At 74.1% G+C, this 19,300-nt stretch carries 18 protein-coding genes; 8 read left to right on the forward strand and 10 right to left on the reverse strand.

The features are described from left to right. Positions 1–3: 3 nt before the first annotated feature. The gene (locus ACZ50K_RS05520; protein ID WP_468897805.1) at positions 4–681 is read right to left on the reverse strand and encodes an HAD family hydrolase; all 678 of its coding nucleotides are present in this window, start codon (positions 679–681) and stop codon (positions 4–6) included. A 48-nt stretch (positions 682–729) separates the two neighbouring features. After that, the gene (locus ACZ50K_RS05525; protein ID WP_468897807.1) at positions 730–1,209 is read right to left on the reverse strand and encodes an Lrp/AsnC family transcriptional regulator; all 480 of its coding nucleotides are present in this window, start codon (positions 1,207–1,209) and stop codon (positions 730–732) included. 109 nt (positions 1,210–1,318) lie between these two features. On the opposite strand from ACZ50K_RS05525, the gene ACZ50K_RS05530 reads away from it, so the two are divergent. Beyond that, positions 1,319–2,221, forward strand: a complete 903-nt coding sequence (locus ACZ50K_RS05530; protein WP_468897809.1) for a sterol desaturase family protein — start codon at positions 1,319–1,321, stop codon at positions 2,219–2,221. 234 nt (positions 2,222–2,455) lie between these two features. Beyond that, a complete protein-coding gene (locus ACZ50K_RS05535) occupies positions 2,456–3,949 on the forward strand; it encodes an FUSC family protein (protein WP_468897811.1) in 1,494 nt (497 codons plus the stop codon). Positions 3,950–3,968: 19 nt separating this feature from the next. On the opposite strand, the gene ACZ50K_RS05540 is transcribed toward ACZ50K_RS05535, so the two are convergent. Next, positions 3,969–6,227, reverse strand: coding sequence for a HelD family protein (locus ACZ50K_RS05540; protein ID WP_468897813.1), 2,259 nt, complete (start codon positions 6,225–6,227; stop codon positions 3,969–3,971). Between the two features lie 150 nt (positions 6,228–6,377). On the opposite strand from ACZ50K_RS05540, the gene ACZ50K_RS05545 reads away from it, so the two are divergent. From ACZ50K_RS05545 to ACZ50K_RS05560, 4 genes are all read left to right on the forward strand, one after another. Then, a complete protein-coding gene (locus tag ACZ50K_RS05545; RefSeq protein ID WP_468897815.1) occupies positions 6,378–6,719 on the forward strand; it encodes a thioredoxin family protein in 342 nt (113 codons plus the stop codon). Between the two features lie 28 nt (positions 6,720–6,747). Then, complete coding sequence (locus ACZ50K_RS05550) at positions 6,748–7,293, forward strand: GNAT family N-acetyltransferase (RefSeq protein ID WP_468897817.1); 546 nt, start codon at positions 6,748–6,750, stop codon at positions 7,291–7,293. A gap of 137 nt (positions 7,294–7,430) precedes the next feature. Next, positions 7,431–8,567 carry a nitric oxide synthase oxygenase gene (locus ACZ50K_RS05555; protein ID WP_468897819.1) on the forward strand — a complete coding sequence of 379 codons (1,137 nt, stop codon included), beginning with the start codon at positions 7,431–7,433 and terminating at the stop codon, positions 8,565–8,567. 54 nt (positions 8,568–8,621) lie between these two features. After that, the gene (locus tag ACZ50K_RS05560; RefSeq protein ID WP_468897821.1) at positions 8,622–9,668 is read left to right on the forward strand and encodes a lactonase family protein; all 1,047 of its coding nucleotides are present in this window, start codon (positions 8,622–8,624) and stop codon (positions 9,666–9,668) included. Positions 9,669–9,783: 115 nt separating this feature from the next. Here ACZ50K_RS05560 and ACZ50K_RS05565 read toward each other — a convergent pair whose 3' ends face one another. The 3 genes from ACZ50K_RS05565 to ACZ50K_RS05575 all read right to left on the reverse strand — a co-directional run bounded on the left by ACZ50K_RS05565 (position 9,784) and on the right by ACZ50K_RS05575 (position 12,684). After that, positions 9,784–10,713, reverse strand: a complete 930-nt coding sequence (locus ACZ50K_RS05565; protein WP_468897823.1) for a sirohydrochlorin chelatase family protein — start codon at positions 10,711–10,713, stop codon at positions 9,784–9,786. A 154-nt stretch (positions 10,714–10,867) separates the two neighbouring features. Next, positions 10,868–11,557 (reverse strand): uracil-DNA glycosylase, encoded by a 690-nt coding sequence (locus ACZ50K_RS05570; RefSeq protein WP_468897825.1) that lies wholly within the window; start codon positions 11,555–11,557, stop codon positions 10,868–10,870. An 11-nt stretch (positions 11,558–11,568) separates the two neighbouring features. Next, positions 11,569–12,684 carry a WD40/YVTN/BNR-like repeat-containing protein gene (locus tag ACZ50K_RS05575; protein WP_468897827.1) on the reverse strand — a complete coding sequence of 372 codons (1,116 nt, stop codon included), beginning with the start codon at positions 12,682–12,684 and terminating at the stop codon, positions 11,569–11,571. A 139-nt stretch (positions 12,685–12,823) separates the two neighbouring features. Between ACZ50K_RS05575 and ACZ50K_RS05580 the strand changes: the two genes are divergently transcribed. Both ACZ50K_RS05580 and ACZ50K_RS05585 read left to right on the forward strand, forming a co-directional pair. Next, complete coding sequence (locus ACZ50K_RS05580) at positions 12,824–13,903, forward strand: NADH:flavin oxidoreductase/NADH oxidase (protein ID WP_468897829.1); 1,080 nt, start codon at positions 12,824–12,826, stop codon at positions 13,901–13,903. 58 nt (positions 13,904–13,961) lie between these two features. Continuing rightward, complete coding sequence (locus ACZ50K_RS05585; protein WP_468897831.1) at positions 13,962–14,312, forward strand: ArsR/SmtB family transcription factor; 351 nt, start codon at positions 13,962–13,964, stop codon at positions 14,310–14,312. Positions 14,313–14,337: 25 nt separating this feature from the next. Here ACZ50K_RS05585 and ACZ50K_RS05590 read toward each other — a convergent pair whose 3' ends face one another. From ACZ50K_RS05590 to ACZ50K_RS05605, 4 genes are all read right to left on the reverse strand, one after another. After that, complete coding sequence (locus ACZ50K_RS05590; RefSeq protein WP_468897833.1) at positions 14,338–15,858, reverse strand: cytochrome ubiquinol oxidase subunit I; 1,521 nt, start codon at positions 15,856–15,858, stop codon at positions 14,338–14,340. 102 nt (positions 15,859–15,960) lie between these two features. Continuing rightward, positions 15,961–17,016 carry an FUSC family protein gene (locus ACZ50K_RS05595; protein ID WP_468897835.1) on the reverse strand — a complete coding sequence of 352 codons (1,056 nt, stop codon included), beginning with the start codon at positions 17,014–17,016 and terminating at the stop codon, positions 15,961–15,963. A gap of 30 nt (positions 17,017–17,046) precedes the next feature. Then, positions 17,047–18,432: an FAD-dependent oxidoreductase gene (locus tag ACZ50K_RS05600; protein WP_468897836.1), complete on the reverse strand. Its 1,386-nt coding sequence runs from the start codon at positions 18,430–18,432 to the stop codon at positions 17,047–17,049. Positions 18,433–18,572: 140 nt separating this feature from the next. Next, positions 18,573–19,253, reverse strand: a complete 681-nt coding sequence (locus tag ACZ50K_RS05605) for a DUF305 domain-containing protein (RefSeq protein ID WP_468897838.1) — start codon at positions 19,251–19,253, stop codon at positions 18,573–18,575. Between the last annotated feature and the right edge of the window lie 47 nt (positions 19,254–19,300).

Consider the following 19,300-nt stretch of genomic DNA (forward strand, 5'->3'; position numbering starts at 1 on the left):
GATTCACGCCGCCCGGCGGTCCGCCACATAGCGGTGGGCGGCCTCGGCGGTGAACTCGCGCTGCCCCTCCCGGAACAGCAGTCCGGCCGTGGCGAACGCCGGGTCGTCGGCGGTGGCGGCCACATAGGGCACCGCCACGCAGTCCATCCCGGCGGCGAACGCGGCCCGGGCGCCCGGGGCGGCGTCCTCCAGCACCACGCAGTCGGCCGGGTCCGCGCCCAGCCGGCGGGCCGCCTCCAGGAACACGTCCGGGGCCGGTTTGCCGTGCGCGACCTCCTCGGCGGAGACCACCGTGGTCAGCAGGGCGTCCAGTCCGGTGCCGGCCAGGACCGCGTCGATGGCCTCCCGGGAGGAGCCGGAGGCCACGGCCATCGGCACCCCGTCGGCGGCCAGCCGCTCCACGAACTCCCGCATCTGCGGATAGACCTCGGTGGCCGTCCGTGCCAGCTCCAGATAGGCCGCGTTCTGCTCGTCCAGCAGCTGGTCCACCGGGGCCTCGATCCGGTACCGCTCGCGCAGGACCTCCAGGGTCTCGCGGGTGCCGATGCCGATGAACGCGGCGTGCTGCTCCCAGCCGAAACCGGTCACGCCGTGGCGCTCCAGGGTGCGCCGCCCCGACGCGTAGTAGTTCGGCTCGCTGTCCACGAGAGTGCCGTCGAGATCGAATATGACGGAGATCATCCGCTGTGCCCGTTCTGCCGGTCGTATGCCTTTTGTACCTCCATCCTGTCAGGAGTTCCGGGCCGCCCGTCCCACCGCCTCCACCAGCGGCAGCATCCGGTGCGCCACCCGCTCCCGCAGCGCCACCTCGGTACGGGTGCGGACCACGCCCGGCAGCCGGATCAGCCGCTGGATCACGTCCTCCAGATGGGCGTTGTCCCGGGCCGCCACCCGGGTCAGCAGATCGCCGCCCCCGGTGATCGAGAAGGCCTCGATGATCTCCGGCACGGCCGCCAGCCGGTCCCCGACCTCGTCCAGGTGCCCCTGGGTCACCTCGATGTGCACGAAGGCCAGCACCGGATGCCCCAGCGCGGCCGGCGACAGCACCGGCCCGGTGCCGGTGATCACCCCGGTCCGCTCCAGCCGTTCCATCCGGGCCTGCAGGGTGCCGCGCGCGATGCCGAGGAGCCGGGCGTACTCCCGCACACTGGTGCGCGGCTGCTCGATCAGCAGCCGGAGGATCCGGGTGTCGAGTTCGTCCACCGTCATGGCGGCCATGATCGCAGCAGGCACCGCAGGTCGCAGCCGTGTGGGCCACCCGGGTGACCGCAGCGGATCCGTCCAAGGCGGCCCGTCCGGTCCGACGCACGCTGACCCCATGGGAATCCTCGTGCGCTACGCCTACGCCCCCTTCCTGCTGCTCGGGATCAACGGGGCCGGTATCGCCCTGCTGGCCTCCGGCGCCTCCCGCTGGTGGCTGCTCGCCCTCCTGGCGGCCGCCATCGCCGCCTCCTTCACCGCCGAACGCCTCCTGCCCTACCTCCCGGAGTGGAACGACCCGGCCGGGGACGGCGGCCGGGACACCGCGCACGCCGCGGTCAACGAGACGCTGGTGCTCCTCAGCGTGAGCTCCATCCCGCTGCTCGCCGTCGCGGTCACCGTCGCCGACGTGTGGCCGCACGGCTGGCCGTTCGCCCTCCAGGTGGTCTTCGCGGTCCTGGTGACGGACCTCGGGGTCACCCTGGTCCACATGGCCAGCCACCGGGTCGGCCTGCTGTGGCGGTTCCATGCCGTCCACCACTCGGTGGGCCGGTTCTACGGGTTCAACGGCCTGATGAAGCACCCCCTCCACCAGAGCGTGGAGCTGGCCGCCGGGGTCGCCCCGCTGGTGGCCATCGGGCTCCCGGTGGACGTGGCCGCCGCACTGTCCCTGGCGGCCGCCGTGCAGCTGCTCCTCCAGCACTCCAACGCCGACTACCGGGTGGGCCCGCTGCGCGGGATCCTGGCCCTCAACGAGGGCCACCGCTTCCACCACCTGAAGTGGGCCGGGGTCGGGGACGTCAACTTCGGGCTGTTCACCCTGCTCTGGGACCGGATGCTGGGCACCTACTCCTTCGACCCCGGCCGCCGGTTCACCAGCGAGGACCTCGGCATGGCCGAGCACCCGGACTACCCGGTCCGCTATCTGGCCCAGCTGGCCGAACCCTTCCGCCCGCGCGGCCCGGCGGAACGGGAGGTTCCCGGAGCCCCCTGGACCGTTGGCCCGTCCCGGCCGGAATGACCCGCCCCGCACCGGGCCAATGGCCCAGTCATCCACCCCCGTGTTGAGCCACCGCACCCCCGGATGGTTATCTGTGCTGTAACCATCTATATTTCGGCGCCGCGCGGCGCCGGCCCGGCGACGAAGCCGGACCGGAGCGCGGCGCCTTCGACGTGCCCGTGCGCCCCCACCACCCCAGGGCGGCCACGGCCGGCGAGCGCAACACGAGGGGGGCGGCCCACCGCCGTGAAGAGGATGTTCATCGCTCCGGACCCGGGACTGCTCCGGCTGCGGACCGCACTGCGCGCCGTCCTCGGCGTCGGCCTCGCGGTCGCGCTCGCCGAACTCGCCGGACTCTCCCTGACCGCCTCCATCACCGGAGGCCTCGCCGCCCTGCTCGCCCTGTTCACGGTGACCGACCAGACCGTCCGCGACCAGGCCCGCACCACGGCCCTGCTGCCGGCCGCCGGATTCCCGGTGCTGGCCCTGGCCACCACCCTGCACGGCATCACCCCGCTGCGCGACGCCGCCTTCCTGCTGGTGGTCTTCTGCGGGGTCTACGCCCGCCGCTGGGGCCCCCGCGGACACGCCCTCGGCATCTTCGCGTTCATGAACTTCTTCATCACCCAGTTCCTGCACGCGCACCCCGGACAGCTGCCCGAACTGTTCTTGGCCGTGGGCATCGCCCTGGCCGCCTCCTCGGCCGTGCGCTTCCTGCTCTGGCCCATCGAGCGCCGCACCCCGCCCGCCCGGCTCCCGGCCCCGCTGCCCGGCACCGGACTCGCCCGGGTCAGCACCCGGCAGGCCTTCCAGGCCACCGCCGCCTGCACGGCGGCCCTCAGCCTGGGACAGGTGCTCTCCGAGGACCGCTGGTACTGGGCCGTGGGCACCACCTGGTGGATCTTCGTCAACACCGCCTCGCGCGGCGAGACCCTGGTCCGCGGCTTCCGCAGGGTGCTCGGCACCGTGGTCGGCATCGCCGCCGGCATGCTGATCGCCATCCCCCTGCACGGCGCCCCCGCCCCCACCGCCGCCCTCGTCGCCCTCTGCGTGTTCGGGATCTTCTACACGGCCGCGGTCTCCTACAGCTGGATGATGCTCGCCGTCACCGTCATGGCCGGCCTGCTCTACGGCCTGCTCGGCGTGCTCGACCCCGGCCTGCTCCTGCTCCGTCTGGAGGAGACCGCCGTCGGCGCCGTCTCCGCCGGCCTCGCCGTGGTCCTGGTGCTGCCGGTCACCACCCACCAGACCAACGACGCCTGGATCCAGCGGGCCCTGCACCGGGTCCGGGCCGCCACCGCCGCCTCCCTCCGCCGGCTCGACGGGGACCCCGACGCCGACCCCACCCCGCACGTCGCCGAACTGGAACTGCTGCTCGGCCGGGTCCGGCTCTCCCTGGCACCGCTGGTCCACCCGCTCAGCCCCTACCGGGCCCGCAAGGCCCGCGCCCGCGAGGTACTCGTCCTGCTCGACGCCTGCGCCGTGGAACTGCGCGGACTGGTCGCCGTCGCCGCCGACCCGGCCGCCGGACACGACGCCCGGCTGGCCGCCGCCTGCTGGCGGGTGGAGGCCGCGGTGGAGGCCCTGACCGGCGACGGCACCCCCGCCGCCCCGCAGCGCGAGACCCCCGCCCCGGTCCCCGCCCTCACCCATCTGCACGGCCTGGAGCACGCCCTCGCCGCCCTCGCCGCCCCGCTGCGCGGCACGCCCGAGCGGCGCGGCGAACCCCCGCTGGTGGTCAGCGCCTGAGCGGGCCGGCCGGGCCGGCTCAGCCCAGCCCGGCCGGCAGCCGCCCGGTGTGCAGCACCCCCAGCCGCTGGGTCGCCCGGGTCAGCGCCACGTACAGGTCGCTGGGCGACTGGTCGGCCGGCTCCACCACGATCACCGTGTCGAACTCCAGCCCCTTGGACTGGCGCGGATCCAGCAGCACCACGCTCCGCGTCAGATCCGGTTCCGCACCGGCCCGCACCCCCGGCAGCACCGGAGCCAGCACCGGGTGCAGCGCCCGGGGCGCGATCACCGCCAGCCGGCCCTCCGCCGGAACCCCCTCCGCCACGGCGGCGGCCACCGCCCCCGGCAGGTCCCCGGTCCGCCGTACCCACGGCAGCACCCCGGTGGACCGCACCGAGCTCGGCGGCTCGAACTCCGGGTTCCGGGCCCGCAGCACCCCCGCGGCCAGCTCCATGACCTCCGCCGGGGTCCGGTAGTTCACGCCCAGCCGCACCAGCTCCCAGCGGTCCCCGACGTACGGCGCCAGGATCCGCTCCCAGGAGCCGAGACCGGCCTCGTCACCGGTCTGCGCCGGATCGCCCACCAGGGTCATCGACCGGGTGGGGCAGCGCCGCATCAGCAGCCGCCAGGCCATCGCCGACAGCTCCTGCGCCTCGTCCACGATCAGGTGCCCGAAGGCCCAGCCGCGGTCGGCCGCCGCCCGCTCGGCGGTGCTCCGGTGGTCGGCCTCCTCCTGCCGCTCCGCCATCCGCTCGGCGTCGATGATGTCGTGCGCCGCCAGGTACTCGTTCTCCTGGTCCTCGAACTCGTACGACTCCGAGCCCTCGGAGAGCTCCAGCACCCCCTGCGCGTAGGCGATCCGCTCCTGGCGCTCCCGCTCCTCGGCCGCCCGCTCCGCGCTGTCGTCATGACCGAGCAGCTCGGCGGCCTCGTCCAGCAGCGGCACGTCCGCCGGGGTCCACGGGCCCCCGTCCCGCCGGATCAGCTCGGCGTCCGCCGCCGGCAGATGCGCCGGATCCGCGAGGAACTCCGCGACCAGCCCCTGCGGGGTGAGCTCCGGCCACAGGGCGTCCACGGCCGCGTGCACCTCGGCACTGGTGGCGATCTCCTTGCCCAGCTGGGCGATGTCGTCGGGGCCCAGCAGATTGGGCCCGCCGTACGGGTCCGCGCCCAGCCGGTCGGCGAGCTGCTCGGTGAGGGCGTCGATCACCTGGAAGGCGAAGTACGGGCGGGCCAGGTTGTGCGGCAGCCCGGTGGCCCGCGCCCGGTCCCGGGCCCGGTGCGCGATCGTCCGGTCCAGCAGCAGGGTGCCGTGGTCCTCGTGCGCGATCTCCAGGGCGGGCTCCGGCAGCACCTCGCTGTCCTCGCCCGCCCCGGCCGGCACCGTCTCCGGCAGCCGCTGCCGGTCCCGGACCACCGCGGCCAGCACCTCCGCCATCTCCGCCCGGCCCTTGACCGCGGCCGCGCCGGGCCGGTCGGTGCCGGTGGCCCGCACCCCGGGGAACAGCTCGCCCGGGGTGGCCAGCAGCACCCCGGTCTCGCCCAGGGCCGGCAGCACCTCCCCGATGTAGCCGAGGAAGGCCGGGTTGGGGCCGACGATCAGCACCCCGCGGCGGGCCAGCAGCTCGCGGTGGGCGTACAGCAGATAGGCGGCCCGGTGCAGGGCCACGGCGGTCTTGCCGGTGCCCGGACCGCCCTCCACCACCAGCGCGCCCCGGTGCGGGGACCGGATGATCCGGTCCTGTTCGGCCTGGATGGTCCGCACGATGTCGTGCATCCGGCCGGTCCGGGCGGCATCGAGGGCGGCGAGCAGCACGGCGTCCGCGTCCGCCCCCTCGTGGCCGGTGCGCTCGGCGTCCGCGAGGTCCAGGATCTCGTCGTGCAGGGCGGTCACCTCACGGCCCCGGGTGGTCAGATGGCGGCGCCGGCGCAGTCCCATCGGGGAGTACCCCGTGGCCAGATAGAACGGGCGTGCCATCTCCGCGCGCCAGTCCAGGACCAGCGGGGTGCGGTCCGCGTCGCCCTGCCTGATTCCGATACGGCCGATGTGGTGGTCGCGTCCGTCGGAGAAGGTGAGCCGGCCAAAACACAAGCCGTTCTCCCCGGCATTCAGGGCGGAAACCAGACCCGATTGCTCGGCGACCAGGACATCCCGTTCCAGCCGGGCCTGGAAGCCGCCGCCATCCGCCCGCAGGGCCGTCCGTACGGCCTGTTCGGCCTGGTCGCGCAGCCCGTCGAGGCGGGCATAGAGCTCCGTGACGAATCGCTGTTCATTCCGGAATTCCTCGGTTGACAATTCCACTCCCGCCGCGATACAGTGACTTCACACGGTGTTTCATGTCCCTTTTCAGGACTGCCGTGAAACATCCAATATACGCAGATGATCGCCCTGGCCGTCAATATTCGGTCGGGGTATTTTTATGCCGTGGAACCCGGGAGTGAACCGATGCCGAACCACCTCCACCAGCCACTGGAGGACGCCGAATTCGACTTCGTCCTCACCATGTCCGGACCCACCCCGGTCCTCGCCTACTTCCGCGGCGGCTGGCCCAAGGTCGCCGAGACCTGCCGGACCATGGACCAGGTGGTCGGCGACACCGTCCAGGCCTACGGCGGCCGGATCACCGCCGTCCGCACCGACATGACCCGCTGCCCGGCCGCCACCCGCCGCTACGCGGTGGCCTCCGCCCCCACCCTCGTCCTGATCAAGGACGGGGTACCCGCCGCCACCCACGAGGGCCCCCTGGACCGGACCGGACTCGCCGCGTTCCTCGACTCGGCGCTCTGACCCGCCGCCACCCGCGTACGGTCGGAGGGTGACCATCACCTACCGGGCGGCCCGCCCCGAGGACGCCGCCGCCATCGAAGCCCTCGACAGCTCCTTCACCACCGGCACCGTCTTCCGGGCCGAGGCCGCCGAGGGGTCCATGGGGTTCACCCTCCGCGAGGTCCCCGTCGACCCGCCCGTCCACAAGGTCTTCCCGCCCGAGGAGCACGACGAGCAGGAGATCGGCACCGGCGGGGACCGCCGCACCTTCGTCGCCCTCGACGGCGACACCCTCTGCGGATTCGCCGCCGTCGGCTACAGCCCCTGGAACCGCCGGCTCACCGTCGAGGACATCGAGGTCGCCCCCGGACGCCGCGGAACCGGAATCGGCCGGACCCTGATGGAGCACGCCGCCGGCTTCGGCCGCGAACGCGGCGCCCACCAGCTCTGGCTGGAGGTCTCCAGCGTCAACGCCCCCGCCGTGCACGCCTACCGGCGGATGGGCTTCACCTTCTGCGGACTCGACACCACCCTCTACGAGGGCACCCCGGCCGCCGGGGAGCAAGCCCTCTACATGGCGCGGCCGTTGTCGTGAGATTCACCCGAACGGGTGTATCGACCGTAGAGCGGTGACGCTGCTGACCTGCGGCGTGTACAACGGGTGAGTGCTCACCGCACATTCATCCGGCATGTACAGGGTGGATCTGGTCGGACAGGGGGTAACCGCCCGGGATGAACATACGGCAGCAGTGTGTGACGGGCACACAGGTAGGCGAAGAGGCCGAGGAGTTCATCCGGCTCTTCCACCGGGAGAACCCGGGAAGCGGCGATCCGCGGGACCGGATCGCCGCCGTCCGGGCCGAGTTGGCCGCCACCGGAACCTATCGGCACACCGAGGCAGAGCTGGTCCACGGCGCCCGCGTCGCCTGGCGCAACAGCAACCGCTGCATAGGCCGGCTCTACTGGAACTCCCTGCGGGTGCGCGACCGCCGGGGGCTCACCGGCGGGGACGAGATCGCCGCCGAGTGCGTGGAGCACCTGCGCGACGCCACCAACGGCGGCCGGGTCCGCCCCACCATCACCGTCTTCGCCCCCGACGCCCCGGGCCGCCCCGGCCCGCTGATCTGGAACGAGCAGTTGATCCGGTACGCCGGCTACGGCGACCACCCCTCCGTCACCGTGGGGGACCCCCGCAACCGGGAGCTCACCGAGGCGCTGCGCGACCGGGGCTGGCCCGGCGGCCCCGGCACCCCCTTCGACCTGCTCCCGCTGGTGGTCCAGGGCTGCGACGACAAGCCCCGCTGGTTCGACCTCCCCGCCGAGGCCGTGCTCGAAGTGCCCATCGAACACCCCGACGGGGACCGTTGGTCGGACTGGGGCCTGCGCTGGCACGCCGTCCCCGCGATCTCCAACATGTGCCTGGAGATCGGCGGGATCCACTACCCGGCCGCCCCCTTCAACGGCTGGTACATGGGCACCGAGATCGGCGCCCGCAACCTCGGCGACACCGACCGCTACAACCTGCTGCCGCAGGTCGCCCGCCGGATGGGCCTGGACACCACCAGCGAGCGCTCGCTCTGGCGGGACCGGGCCCTGGTCGAACTCAACCGGGCCGTGCTGTCCTCCTTCGACCGGGCCGGGGTCACCATCGCCGACCACCACACCGAGTCCCGCCGCTTCCTCTCCCACCTTGAGCGCGAGGAGGGCAAGGGCCGCCGGGTGGGCGCCGAATGGTCCTGGATCGTCCCCCCGATCTCCGGCTCCGCCACCCCCGTCTTCCACCGCACCTACGAGGACCGGCAGCAGAGCCCCGCCTACACCCACCACCCCGGGGCGGAGGACCGGGCCCGCGGCCGAGATCTGGTCTAGACCTTCTGTTACCGTCGGCTGCTACGTCGGGTGCACGGTGGAGAGGGGCGCAAGGTGGCGCAGCGCGAAGGTCGGGTCCACATCGGCTCGTTCACATCGGCGGGGGGCCGCGGGATCACCACCGCGGCCGTGGACCCCGACACCGGGGAGCTGACCCCGCTCGGCACCACCGGGGGCCTCGCCGACCCCTCCTACCTGGCCCTCGGCCCGGACACCGGGGTGCGCTACGCGGTCAGCGAGAGCGACCCCGGCGCCGTGGCGGCCTTCCGCGCCGCCCCGGACGGCCTGCTCCCGCTCGGCGGGCCGGCCGGGGTCGGCGGGGCCGGACCCACCCAGCTGAGCGTGAGCGGCCGCTGGCTGTTCACCGCGAACTACACCTCGGGCAGTCTCAGCGTGCTGCCGCTGGCCCCGGACGGCTCCTTCGCCGGGCCCGCCTCGGTGCTGGTCCACCGGGGCTCGGGCCCCGACCCGGACCGTCAGCGGGCGCCGCACGCCCACCAGGTGCTGCCCGATCCCGGCGGCCGCTGGGTGCTCGGGGTTGACCTCGGCACCGACACCGTGCGGGTGCTCGCCCTGGACCCGGCGGCGGGGGTGCTGGAGGTGCGTGCCGAGGTGGCGCTGCCGCCCGGCAACGGGCCCCGGCAGCTGGCCTTCCACCCGTCCGGCGGGGTGGTCTACGTACTGAACGAGCTGCGGCCGCTGCTGACCGTCTGCCGCTGGGACGGGCTCACCGGATCCCTGGAACCGGTCGCCGAGGTTCCGGTCGCCCCTGAGGGCCTTCCAGGGGCCGTGCGGGCCTATCCCTCGGCGGTGGTGGCCTCGCCGGACGGCCGGTTCGTCTGGGCGGCCGTCCGCGGCACCGACACCATCGCGGTGCTCTCGGTGGCCGGGGACCCGCTCGCGCCACGGCTCACCGGCAGCGTGGACTGCGGCGGACGGTGGCCGCGCGACCTCGTGGCGAACCCGGAGGGCAGCCGGCTCTACGCGGCCAACGAACGCTCCGGGGACGTCACCTGGTTCACGGTGGACCGGGGCACCGGACTGCCCCGGCGGGCCGGATCCCTGCCGGTGCCGGCCGCCAGCAGCGTGCTCTTCGCCTGACCGGCGCGCCCGGAGCGCGGTACGCGGACGGGCCCGCCCCCGGAAATCCGGCGGCGGGCCCGTGTCCGCGCGTACGGTGTGTGCGTACGGGCGCCCGGTGCGCGGGGTGGGCGGGTCAGTGCGCGGAGGCGCTCTGCGGCAGGCCCAGGGCGGCGGAGTACTGGGCCACCGCCAGCTTGCCCAGCGCCGGGTAGGCGCCCAGCACCTCGGCGGCCGCGCATTCGGCCTCCTTGCAGGCGCTGTCCAGCAGGCCCTCGGCGGCCTCCGGGCCGATCAGGCAGGGGGCCAGCGCCAGCTGGGCGGAGCCCGAGCCGCGCAGCTGCTCGGCGACCGCCGCCACCGAGCCCTCCTGGTCCAGGGCGGCCGCGATCACCGGGACCGCGAGGCGGGCGGCGAGCAGCATGCCGGTGATCCCGGCGGCCTGCACGGCCTCCTCGCCGCCGGTGGTGGCCAGGATGATGCCGTCCGCGGCGGTGGCCACGGTGAACAGCCGGGCCCGGTCGGCGCGGGCCAGCCCGGCCTCGGACAGCCGGACGTGCAGGCCCTCGGCCAGCAGCGGGTGCGGTCCCAGCACATCGGCCAGCTCGGCCGCGGCGGTGGAGTCCATCAGCGCCCGCCGCATCCGGCGCAGCAGGTCCGCGTCCGGGCCGGCCAGCAGCGGCACCACCACGGCGTCCGGGCCGGTGGGTGCGGGCACCTCCTGGCCGGTGGCGCGGGCGAACTCGGCGCGGGCGGCGCGCTCCCCGGCGATCGAGGTCAGCACGGCGGACAGCGAGGGGAACTCGGGGGCGGAGCCGCCGTCCCCGGGCTCACCGTCCAGAAAGCCGATCCGGGCGTCCAGGCCGGGCAGCTCGGACCGGCCGATGCTCAGGATCTCCTCGGCCAGGCTCCGGGAGGCGGCCGAGGGGGCACCCGGTACGGCGAGCACCAGCGCGGGCGCGTTCTCGGGCGCCACCGCGGGCTCGGGACGGCGGTGCCGTCCGCTGGGTCGGGGTCGCGGCATTCGTACGGGCAGGCCGTTCGCGGGGCCAGTGGGGGTGCTCATGGCGCCGCATGCTACTGGCTTTCCCCGACCCGCTGTTCGGGCAGGGTTCGCCCGAGAGGCATCTGTCCGTATTTATCCGTTGAATATCAGATACGACCATCTACGGTGGACATGCGTGGTGCTTACACGGGCTCGCCTGCGGTGCGGGCGCCGCTCACCCGGGCTGGGACGGCAGTTGCCAGGTCACCGGTTCCGCACCCTGCCTGACCAGCAGGTCGTTGGTCCGGCTGAACGGCCGGGAGCCGAAGAACCCGTAGTCGGCGGAGCGCGGGGAGGGGTGCGAGGACTCGATCGCGGGCAGATCGCCCAGCAGTGGCCGCAGGTCCCGGGCGGCCCGCCCCCACAGGATGGACACCAGCGGTCCGCCGCGGGCCGCCAGCGCGCGGATCGCCTGCTCGGTCACCGCCTCCCAGCCCTTGCCCTGGTGGGCGCCGGGCCGGCGCGGGGCGGTGGTCAGCGACCGGTTCAGCAGCAGCACGCCCTGCCGGGTCCACGGGGTGAGGTCCCCGTTGAGGGGCCGTCCGGTGTTCAGGTCCCGGTGCAGCTCCAGGAAGATGTTGTCCAGGCTGGGCGGCACCGGGGCGACCTCGGGGGCCACCGAGAAGGACAGCCCCACCGCGTGACCGGGGGTGGGATAGGGGTCCTGGCCGACTATCAGCACCTTCACCTGGTCGAAGGGCTGCTGGAAGGCGCGCAGGACGTGCGCCCCGGCGGGGACGTAGGTCCGGCCCGCCGCGATCTCGGCGCGCAGGAAGTCGCCCATCGCGGCGATCTGCCCGGCCACCGGTGCCAGGGCCTCGGCCCAGCCCGCTTCGACGATGTCACTGAGAGGTCGTGCTGCCACGGGAGGTCACTCTAGTGGCCGATCACCGCGGCCCGCACACAGAGGACATCGGGCAGGTGGGAGGCGAGCAGCCGCCAGCTGTCCCCGTCGTCGTGGCTCGCGTACAGCTCGCCGTTGCGGTTGCCGAAGTAGATCCCGGCAGGCCCCTTGCCGTCCTCGCCCTCGTCCGTGCACAGGGCGTCGCGCAGCACGGTGCCGTAGTGGTCGCCGGCCGGCAGGCCGTTGCTCAGCGGCTCCCAGCTGGCTCCCGCGTCGCGGGTGCGGAAGACCCGGCAGCGGTGCCCGGCCGGCACCCGGTCGGAGTCGGCGTTCAGCGGGAACAGGTAGGCGGTGCCGGGCAGGCGGGGGTGGGCGGCGACGGCGAAGCCGAAGTCGGAGGGCAGTCCGGCGCCGATGTCGGTCCAGCTGTGGCCGGCGTCGTCGCTGCGGTAGACCCCCCAGTGGTTCTGCAGGTAGAGCCGGCGGCGGTCCCCGGCGTCCTGGGCGATCTTGTGCACGCACTGGCCGAACTCCGGGTCCGGATCCGGCAGGAACACCGCGGAGATCCCGGCGTTGGAGGGTGCCCAGGAGGCGCCGCCGTCGCCGCTGCGGAACACCCCGGCGGTGGAGACGGCCACCGTGAGGGCGTCCGGGTCGAGCGGATCGGTGATCACCGTGTGCAGCCCCTCGCCGCCGCCCCCGGGTACCCAGTCCTTCCGGCTGGGGTGCTCCCACAGCGGGCGGACGAGCTCGAAGGACTCGCCGCGGTCGGTGGAGCGGAACAGGGCCGCCGGCTCGGTGCCGGCGTAGACCACCCCGGGGGCCTCGGGGCCGGCCGGGCGCAGCTGCCAGACGCGTTCCAGGGAGGCGCCGGTGTCCTTGGGGAACCGGACCGCCGGGGTGGCCGGTTCCCGCCAGCTGGCGCCGAGGTCGTCGGAGTGGAAGACGGAGGGCCCCCAGTGGGAGCTGTCGGCGCCCACCAGCAGCCGGGGGGCCGGGCCGTTGCGGTCCACGGCCACCGCGTAGACGGCCTCGGCGTTGAAGTGGGGGCCGTCGAACACCCAGGGGGTGTCCTCGGGCGTTCCCTCCGGCCGGCGTCCCAGGAACAGTCCCTTGCGGGTTCCCACCATCAGCAGTGTTTCGGTCATATCGGCATCCTTCTCCTCTCGGGATGAATACGAGACCTTCCGTACTACGAGAGAACTCGTACTACGACCATTCTCGTAGTACGGTGGTTCTCGTACTTGGCCCTGTGGGGCCCGGACGCCCCGACCCTGGAGAGCCCCGATGAGCGCTGCCCTGTTCGAGCCCATGACCCTGCGTTCGGTGACCGCGCCCAACCGCGTCTGGATGGCCCCGATGTGCCAGTACAGCGCCGAGCCCACCGGCCCGCGGACCGGGGTGGCGGGGGACTGGCACTTCGCGCACTACGCGGCCCGCGCCGCCGGCGGCACCGGTCTGATCCTCCTGGAGGCCACCGCGGTCTCCCCGGAGGGCCGGATCTCGCCCTACGACCTCGGCCTGTGGAACAACACCCAGACCGAGGCGCTGCGCCGGATCACCGGCTTCCTCACCGCCCAGAGCACCGTGCCCGGCATCCAGCTCGGCCACGCCGGGCGGAAGGCCTCCACCGGCCGTCCCTGGGAGGGCGGCCGGCCGGTCGGCCCGGAGGAGCACGGCTGGCGGCCCGTCGGCCCCAGCCCGCTGCCCTACGCCGAGGGCCACCCCGTCCCGGAGGAGCTGACTGTCAATCAGATCATCGCGATCGCCGCGCAGTTCGCCGCCGCGGCGGTCCGCGCCCTGGACGCCGGCTTCCGGGTCGTCGAGATCCACGGCGCCCACGGCTACCTGCTCGGCGAGTTCCTCTCCCCGCACAGCAACCACCGCACCGACGCCTACGGCGGCTCCTTCGAGAACCGGGTCCGGTTCCCGCTGGAGGTGGTGGACGCGGTCCGCGCCGTCTGGCCCGCCGAACTCCCGCTGTTCTTCCGGATATCCGCCACCGACTGGCTGGCCGGGGAGGGCTGGACCCCGGACGAGACGGTCCGGCTGGCCGCCCTGCTCCAGGACCACGGAGTGGACCTCCTGGACGTCTCCACCGGCGGCAACGCCCCCGGCCTGCGGATCCCCCTGGAGCCCGGCTACCAGGTGCCGTTCGCCGCCCGGGTCAAGGCGGAGACCACGCTCCCGGCGGCGGCCGTGGGCCTGATCACCGAACCGGCGCACGCCGAGAAGATCCTCGGCAACGGGGAGGCGGACGCCGTCCTGCTCGGCCGGGAACTCCTGCGCGACCCGCACTGGGCCCGCCGCGCCGCCCGTGAACTGGGCGCCGAGGTACGGGTACCTGCCCCCTACCACCGGTCCTGACCGGCCCGGCCTCTCGTACCATGGCGGGACAGGGGCGCCCATCGAACGGAGTACGGCCATGACCGACCGGGACACCAGCCGGGCGCTGCCCCACCCGGAGCCCGGCGAGATCCGGCTGGAGGGGGTGCTGCACGCCCTCTCCGACCCGCTCCGCCTCTCCATCGTCCGCGAACTGGCCGCCGACGACAGCGGACTGGGCTGCTCCGCCTTCGTGCTGCCGGTGACCAAGTCGACCACCACGCACCACTTCCGGGTGCTCCGGGAGAGCGGGGTGGTCCGGCAGGAGTACCGGGGCACCACCAAGCTGAACCGGCTCCGCCAGGCCGACCTGGAGAAGCTGTTCCCCGGTCTGCTGGACACCGTCCTGACGGCCGCCGCGGCCGAGGAGGTCCGGCTCCGGGTCCGGTAGGGCGGGCGGCCGGGGGCCCGGCCGTTCAATAGGAGAACGCCATCGGGCGGTCCGGGTCCTGGTCGTCGCCGCCGATCCGAGTGGGCGGGTTGCGGTCCGCGTCGGTGAGCTCGGGCGGCCCCTTGCGCACCGCCGCCACCAGCAGCCGCACCTCGATCACCGCCAGGAGCGCGTAGAGCAGGGTGAACCCGATCAGCGAGGTGAGCACCTCGCCCTGGGAGACCCCGGGCGACACCGCGTCGGCGGTCCGCAGCACCCCGTAGACCGACCAGGGCTGGCGGCCGGTCTCGGTGAAGATCCAGCCCCAGGAGCAGGCGATCAGGGGGAAGACCAGGGTCCACACCACCAGCCGCCAGTACCAGCGGGTGGCCGTGGAACCCAGGGTCCGGCTCCGGGTCACCGCCAGGTGCGGGACCTCGTCCTCGCAGGTCCGCAGACCCGGCCGGAGCAGGAACCGCTTCCGGGTCAGCCACAGCCCGACCACGCCGACCGCCACCGAGGTCAGGCCGAAGCCCATCATGAACCGGAAGCCCCAGAAGGCGACCGGGATGTCCGGCCGGTAGTCCCCGGGCCCGTACTTCTCCTGCGAGGCCCGGTTGGTGTCGTTGATCCCGGCGACGTACGAGTGGAAGTTCCCCGTCGCCAGGAAGGACAGCAGCCCGGGCACCGACCACTCCACCTTGTTGTGGCCCTCGGAGACGTCGCCGATCGCGAACACCGAGAAGGGGGCCGTGTCCTGGCCGTCCCAGAGCGCCTCGGCCGCCGCCATCTTCATCGGCTGCTGCTTCACCATCACCTTGCCCAGCGTGTCGCCGCTCAGCGACACCAGCACCCCGGCGACCAGCAGGGTGACCAGGGCCACCCGCAGCGAGGTCCGCATCACCGGCACGTGCCGGCCGCGGCGCAGATGGACCGCGGAGATCCCGGCCACGAAGGCGCCGCCGGCCAGGAAGACCGCCGTCAGGGTGTGGTAGACGACCACCAGGGTGGTGTCCTGGGTGAGGACCAGCCAGAAGTCGGTGAGCTCGGCCCGGCCGCGCTCCTCGTTGATCCGGTAGCCGACCGGGTGCTGCATGAAGGAGTTGGCCGCCAGGATGAAGTAGGCGGAGAGCACGGTCCCGACGGCGACCATCCACATGCACGCCAGATGGATCCGCTTCGGCAGCCGGTCCCAGCCGAAGATCCACAACCCGATGAAGGTGGACTCGAAGAAGAAGGCGATCAGGGCCTCGAACGCCAGCGGGGCGCCGAAGATGTCCCCGACGAACCGCGAGTAGGCGGACCAGTTCATCCCGAACTGGAACTCCTGGACGATGCCGGTGACCACACCCATCGCGATGTTGATCAGGAACAGCCGGCCCCAGAACCTGGTGGCGGAGAGGTACTTCTCCTTCCCCGTCCGCACCCAGGCGGTCTGCAGCCCGGCGACCAGCACGGACAGCGAGATCGTGAGGGGGACGAAGAGGAAGTGGTAGACGGTGGTGATGCCGAACTGCCACCGGGCCACCGTGTCGGGGGCCAGAGCCAGCTGCGGTGCCAGGTCCATCCGGTTCTCGCCCTCCGTCGCCCCCGCGGCCGTGTCCTGCGCCCCACTCTCGCCTGCGCGCCCGGGCGGAGACCGGTAGCGGCGGGGCCGGCGGGCCCGGGACTACCCGGACGGCCGATCCAGGGCCCGCTGGTACTCGGCGAGCGCCTGATGGGTCAGATGCAGTCCGGCCCGCAGCACCGCGTCGTGCGCGGTGGGGTACGCGGCCCGGTGCGCGGCGTCCAGCCGCCGGGCCCGGGCCAGCGCGGCCGTGCAGTCCCGGCCGTCCAGCGCCCGGTCCAGGGCGCCGGCGGTGGCGGTGACCAGCGGTGCCAGCTCACGGAGCGCCGCATCGGGTCCGGGACTAGCGGGGGAGCGGTCGGACAGCTCCTGGAGGAAGTAGCGCAGGGTGAGCGCCGACTGCGAGGCCAGCCGCAGCCGGGGCCGCAGAACCGCCATCCGGGCCGCCGCCCGCCGCTCGCCCGGCACGGACCGCAGCCGGCCCGCGGTCCGCTCCAGCGAGGCGGCCATGGCCCGCGGCCGGTCCCAGAACGCGGCGGCCGAGGCCCCTCCGTCGGCCGCCCCGGCCCGCCGGACCCCCGGCGGATCCCCGTCCCGGCCGGCCAGCTCGGCGCTCCGCGCCAGCAGCGCCGCCAGATCGGCGCGGTAGGACTCCAGCCCGGCCAGCGCGGACCGGTACGGGTCCGGGGGCCACAGCAGCGGACCCAGCAGGGCCACCGCGGCGATCCCCACCGCGCTCTCCTCCAGCCGCACCAGCGGATACCCCGGGGTCGGGGTGCTGTAGATCACCAGCGCGGTGACCAGCACCTGCTGGTTGGGCGAACCGTCGTGCCGCAGCAGGTACATGAGCGCGCAGGCGCTCACCAGCAGCAGCAGGAACGACAGCGAGGACAGCGGCAGCCAGGAGAGCACCGCCACGCTCAGCAGCACCCCCGCGACCACCCCGACCAGCCGCTCCAGGGCCAGCCGGGGCGCGTCGAACAGGTCGGCCCGCAGGATCAGCACGGACGGCAGGGCGGCCGCCACCGGGAACTGGCCGGTGCCCAGCCACAGACAGGCGTACCAGGGCAGGGCCGCGCACACCACCATCCGGGCGGCCGGCCCGAACCAGCCGCCGACCTGGGGAACGCTCCGGCCGGAGACCGGCATCACGGACATAGCGGAGATGTTAGGGGGTCTCCGGGGCGATCAGGACGGACCGTCCCCCGGATCGGCGGCCGCCGCCAGCAGACCGGACCAGTCGGGGATCTTCACCGAACGGCGGCCCAGCGAACGCCCCAGCTCGGCCTCGGCCCGCTCGATGGCCAGCCAGCCCGGCCATTCCACCGGGCGCAGCCCGGCCGCCCGCAGGGCCGGCAGCGGATCGTCCGGCAGCTCGCGGCCCGCCAGCACCGGCGCGTCCTGGAGCAGCGAGGACACCGTCTCCTTGGCGCAGGGCCGGTTGGTGCCGATCACCCCGGTCGGCCCGCGCTTGATCCAGCCCGCCACGTACTCGCCCACCGAGGCCCGGCCGTCCCGCAGCACCCGGCCCGCCGCGTGCGGCACCGTGCCCCGCGCCGGATCGAACGGCAGCCCCGGCAGCGGCACCCCCTGATAGCCCACCGAGCGCAGCACCAGCTCGGCGGGCAGTTCCTCGAACACCCCGGTGCCCCGCACCCCGCCCCGCCCGTCGGCCTCCGGCACCGTCCGCTCGCACCGTACGGCCCGGACCCGGCCCGCGCCGTCGTCCAGCAGTTCCACCGGACGCAGGAAGAACCGCAGCCCGATCCGCCGGCCGTCCTCCGCCGGGGCGCCCGCCGGGGGAGCGGCGGCCCAGCCGCGCAGCACCTCCACATTGCGCCGGACCGCGGTGGGCAGGGGCGCGCCCGGGTCCGCGTACGCCGGATCGAGGGCCAGTTCGGCGGGGTCCACGGTGATCGGCACCCCCGGGAGCCCGCCCAGTTCGCGGAGCTCCTTGGTGGTGAACCGGCCCTGGGAGGGGCCCCGCCGGGCCACCATCCGGACCTCGCGGAGCCCGCTGGCGGCGAGCGCCTCCAGGGCCGGCTGCGGAATGTCCGTGGGCAGCAGCTCGGCGGTGCCCCGGGCCAGGATCCGGGTCACGTCCACGGCCACGTTGCCCGCGCCGACCACCACCGCGGACCGCACCGCTCCGAGTCCGAACTCCGCCGACCGGGCGTCGGGGTGCGCGCTGTACCAGTTGACGAAGGAAGTGGCCGAGAACACCCCGGCCAGTTCCTCGCCGGGGATGCCGAGCAGCCGGTCCCGGGCCGCGCCCACGCAGTACACGACCGCGTGGTACAGCTCCAGCAGCCGTCCGGTGGGCAGCAGTTCCCCGCCGGCCTCGACATGGCCGAGGAACCGGATCCCGTCGTCCTCCAGGACCTCGCGCAGGGTGCCCTGCAGCGATTTGATCTTCTCATGGTCGGGGGCGACCCCGTACCGGACCAGACCATAGGGGGCGGGCAGCCGGTCGAGCACGTCGACCCGTACGCCCGGCACCTCGCGCTGGCGGACCAGGCTCTGCGCGGCATAGACCCCGCTCGGCCCGGAACCGACGACGGCGACACGAAGCACGGCGGAGCTCCCTTCCGCAGGTGACCCACCAGCATGGCACCGGGACCCCCGCCCGTCAGCCCTCCGGCGCGCCCGGACCCGCCCCGGGCGGCGGCGGACCGGCCCGGGAGGCGGCGGACCGGCCCGGAGGGCCTGTGGGGTCAGCCCGTGGTGCCGGCCATCGAGCGCATCCGGCCGATCTCCGCGGTCTGCTGGGCCACCAGATCGGTGGCCATCTCCTCCACGGCCACGTTGTTCCCGCCGGCCAGCGCCTTCCCCGCCATGGTCAGGGCCCCCTCGTGATGGGTGGTCATCAGTTTCAGGAACAGCCGGTCGAAGTCCTTGCCGCGGGCCGCCCGGAGCTCGGCGAGCTGGGCCTCGGTCGCCATCCCGGGCATCCCGGCGTGGTCGTGCCCGCCGTCCGGCCCCGCGCCCGGCGCCGGATGCCTGGCCAGCCAGCCCTCCATCGCGCCGATCTCCGGCCGCTGGGCGCCGGCGATCCGCTCGGCGAGGCGCTTCACCGGTTCGGCCGCGGCCCGTTCGGGCGCCAGCGCGCTCAGCACCAGGGCCTGCCGGTGGTGCTCGATCATGTCCCGGACGTAGTCGAAGTCGGCGGCGTTGGGGCTGTCGTCGGGGCGTTCCCGGGCGGCCTCCTCGGGGGAGAGGGTGCGGGACTCCTCCCCGGGCTTCCCGGGTGCGATCACCGAAGGGCCGCTCCGGGCGCCGCCCTTGTCGGCCCGGTCCCCGTCGCCCCCGCCCTGGCAGGCGGCGAGCCCGAGCACGAGCAGGGCGGCGGCGGTCGCCGCCGCGAAACCCCGGAGTGACTCTGTTGCCATGTCCATGGAAGGGAAGATACTGCCGGGGTCCACGTTCCGTTCCCACGACGAAC

The sequence above is a fragment of the Streptomyces sp. NPDC033845 genome (assembly GCF_055576225.1).

Bases quoted from the DNA above. Each gene is read 5' to 3' on its own strand.
- ACZ50K_RS05520 (WP_468897805.1), bottom strand. From the start codon at position 681: ATGATCTCCGTCATATTCGATCTCGACGGCACTCTCGTGGACAGCGAG.
- ACZ50K_RS05525 (WP_468897807.1), bottom strand. From the start codon at position 1,209: ATGACGGTGGACGAACTCGACACCCGGATCCTCCGGCTGCTGATCGAG.
- ACZ50K_RS05530 (WP_468897809.1), top strand. From the start codon at position 1,319: ATGGGAATCCTCGTGCGCTACGCCTACGCCCCCTTCCTGCTGCTCGGG.
- ACZ50K_RS05535 (WP_468897811.1), top strand. From the start codon at position 2,456: ATGTTCATCGCTCCGGACCCGGGACTGCTCCGGCTGCGGACCGCACTG.
- ACZ50K_RS05545 (WP_468897815.1), top strand. From the start codon at position 6,378: ATGCCGAACCACCTCCACCAGCCACTGGAGGACGCCGAATTCGACTTC.
- ACZ50K_RS05555 (WP_468897819.1), top strand. From the start codon at position 7,431: ATGAACATACGGCAGCAGTGTGTGACGGGCACACAGGTAGGCGAAGAG.
- ACZ50K_RS05565 (WP_468897823.1), bottom strand. From the start codon at position 10,713: ATGAGCACCCCCACTGGCCCCGCGAACGGCCTGCCCGTACGAATGCCG.
- ACZ50K_RS05575 (WP_468897827.1), bottom strand. From the start codon at position 12,684: ATGACCGAAACACTGCTGATGGTGGGAACCCGCAAGGGACTGTTCCTG.
- ACZ50K_RS05580 (WP_468897829.1), top strand. From the start codon at position 12,824: ATGAGCGCTGCCCTGTTCGAGCCCATGACCCTGCGTTCGGTGACCGCG.
- ACZ50K_RS05585 (WP_468897831.1), top strand. From the start codon at position 13,962: ATGACCGACCGGGACACCAGCCGGGCGCTGCCCCACCCGGAGCCCGGC.
- ACZ50K_RS05590 (WP_468897833.1), bottom strand. From the start codon at position 15,858: ATGGACCTGGCACCGCAGCTGGCTCTGGCCCCCGACACGGTGGCCCGG.
- ACZ50K_RS05595 (WP_468897835.1), bottom strand. From the start codon at position 17,016: ATGTCCGTGATGCCGGTCTCCGGCCGGAGCGTTCCCCAGGTCGGCGGC.
- ACZ50K_RS05605 (WP_468897838.1), bottom strand. From the start codon at position 19,253: ATGGACATGGCAACAGAGTCACTCCGGGGTTTCGCGGCGGCGACCGCC.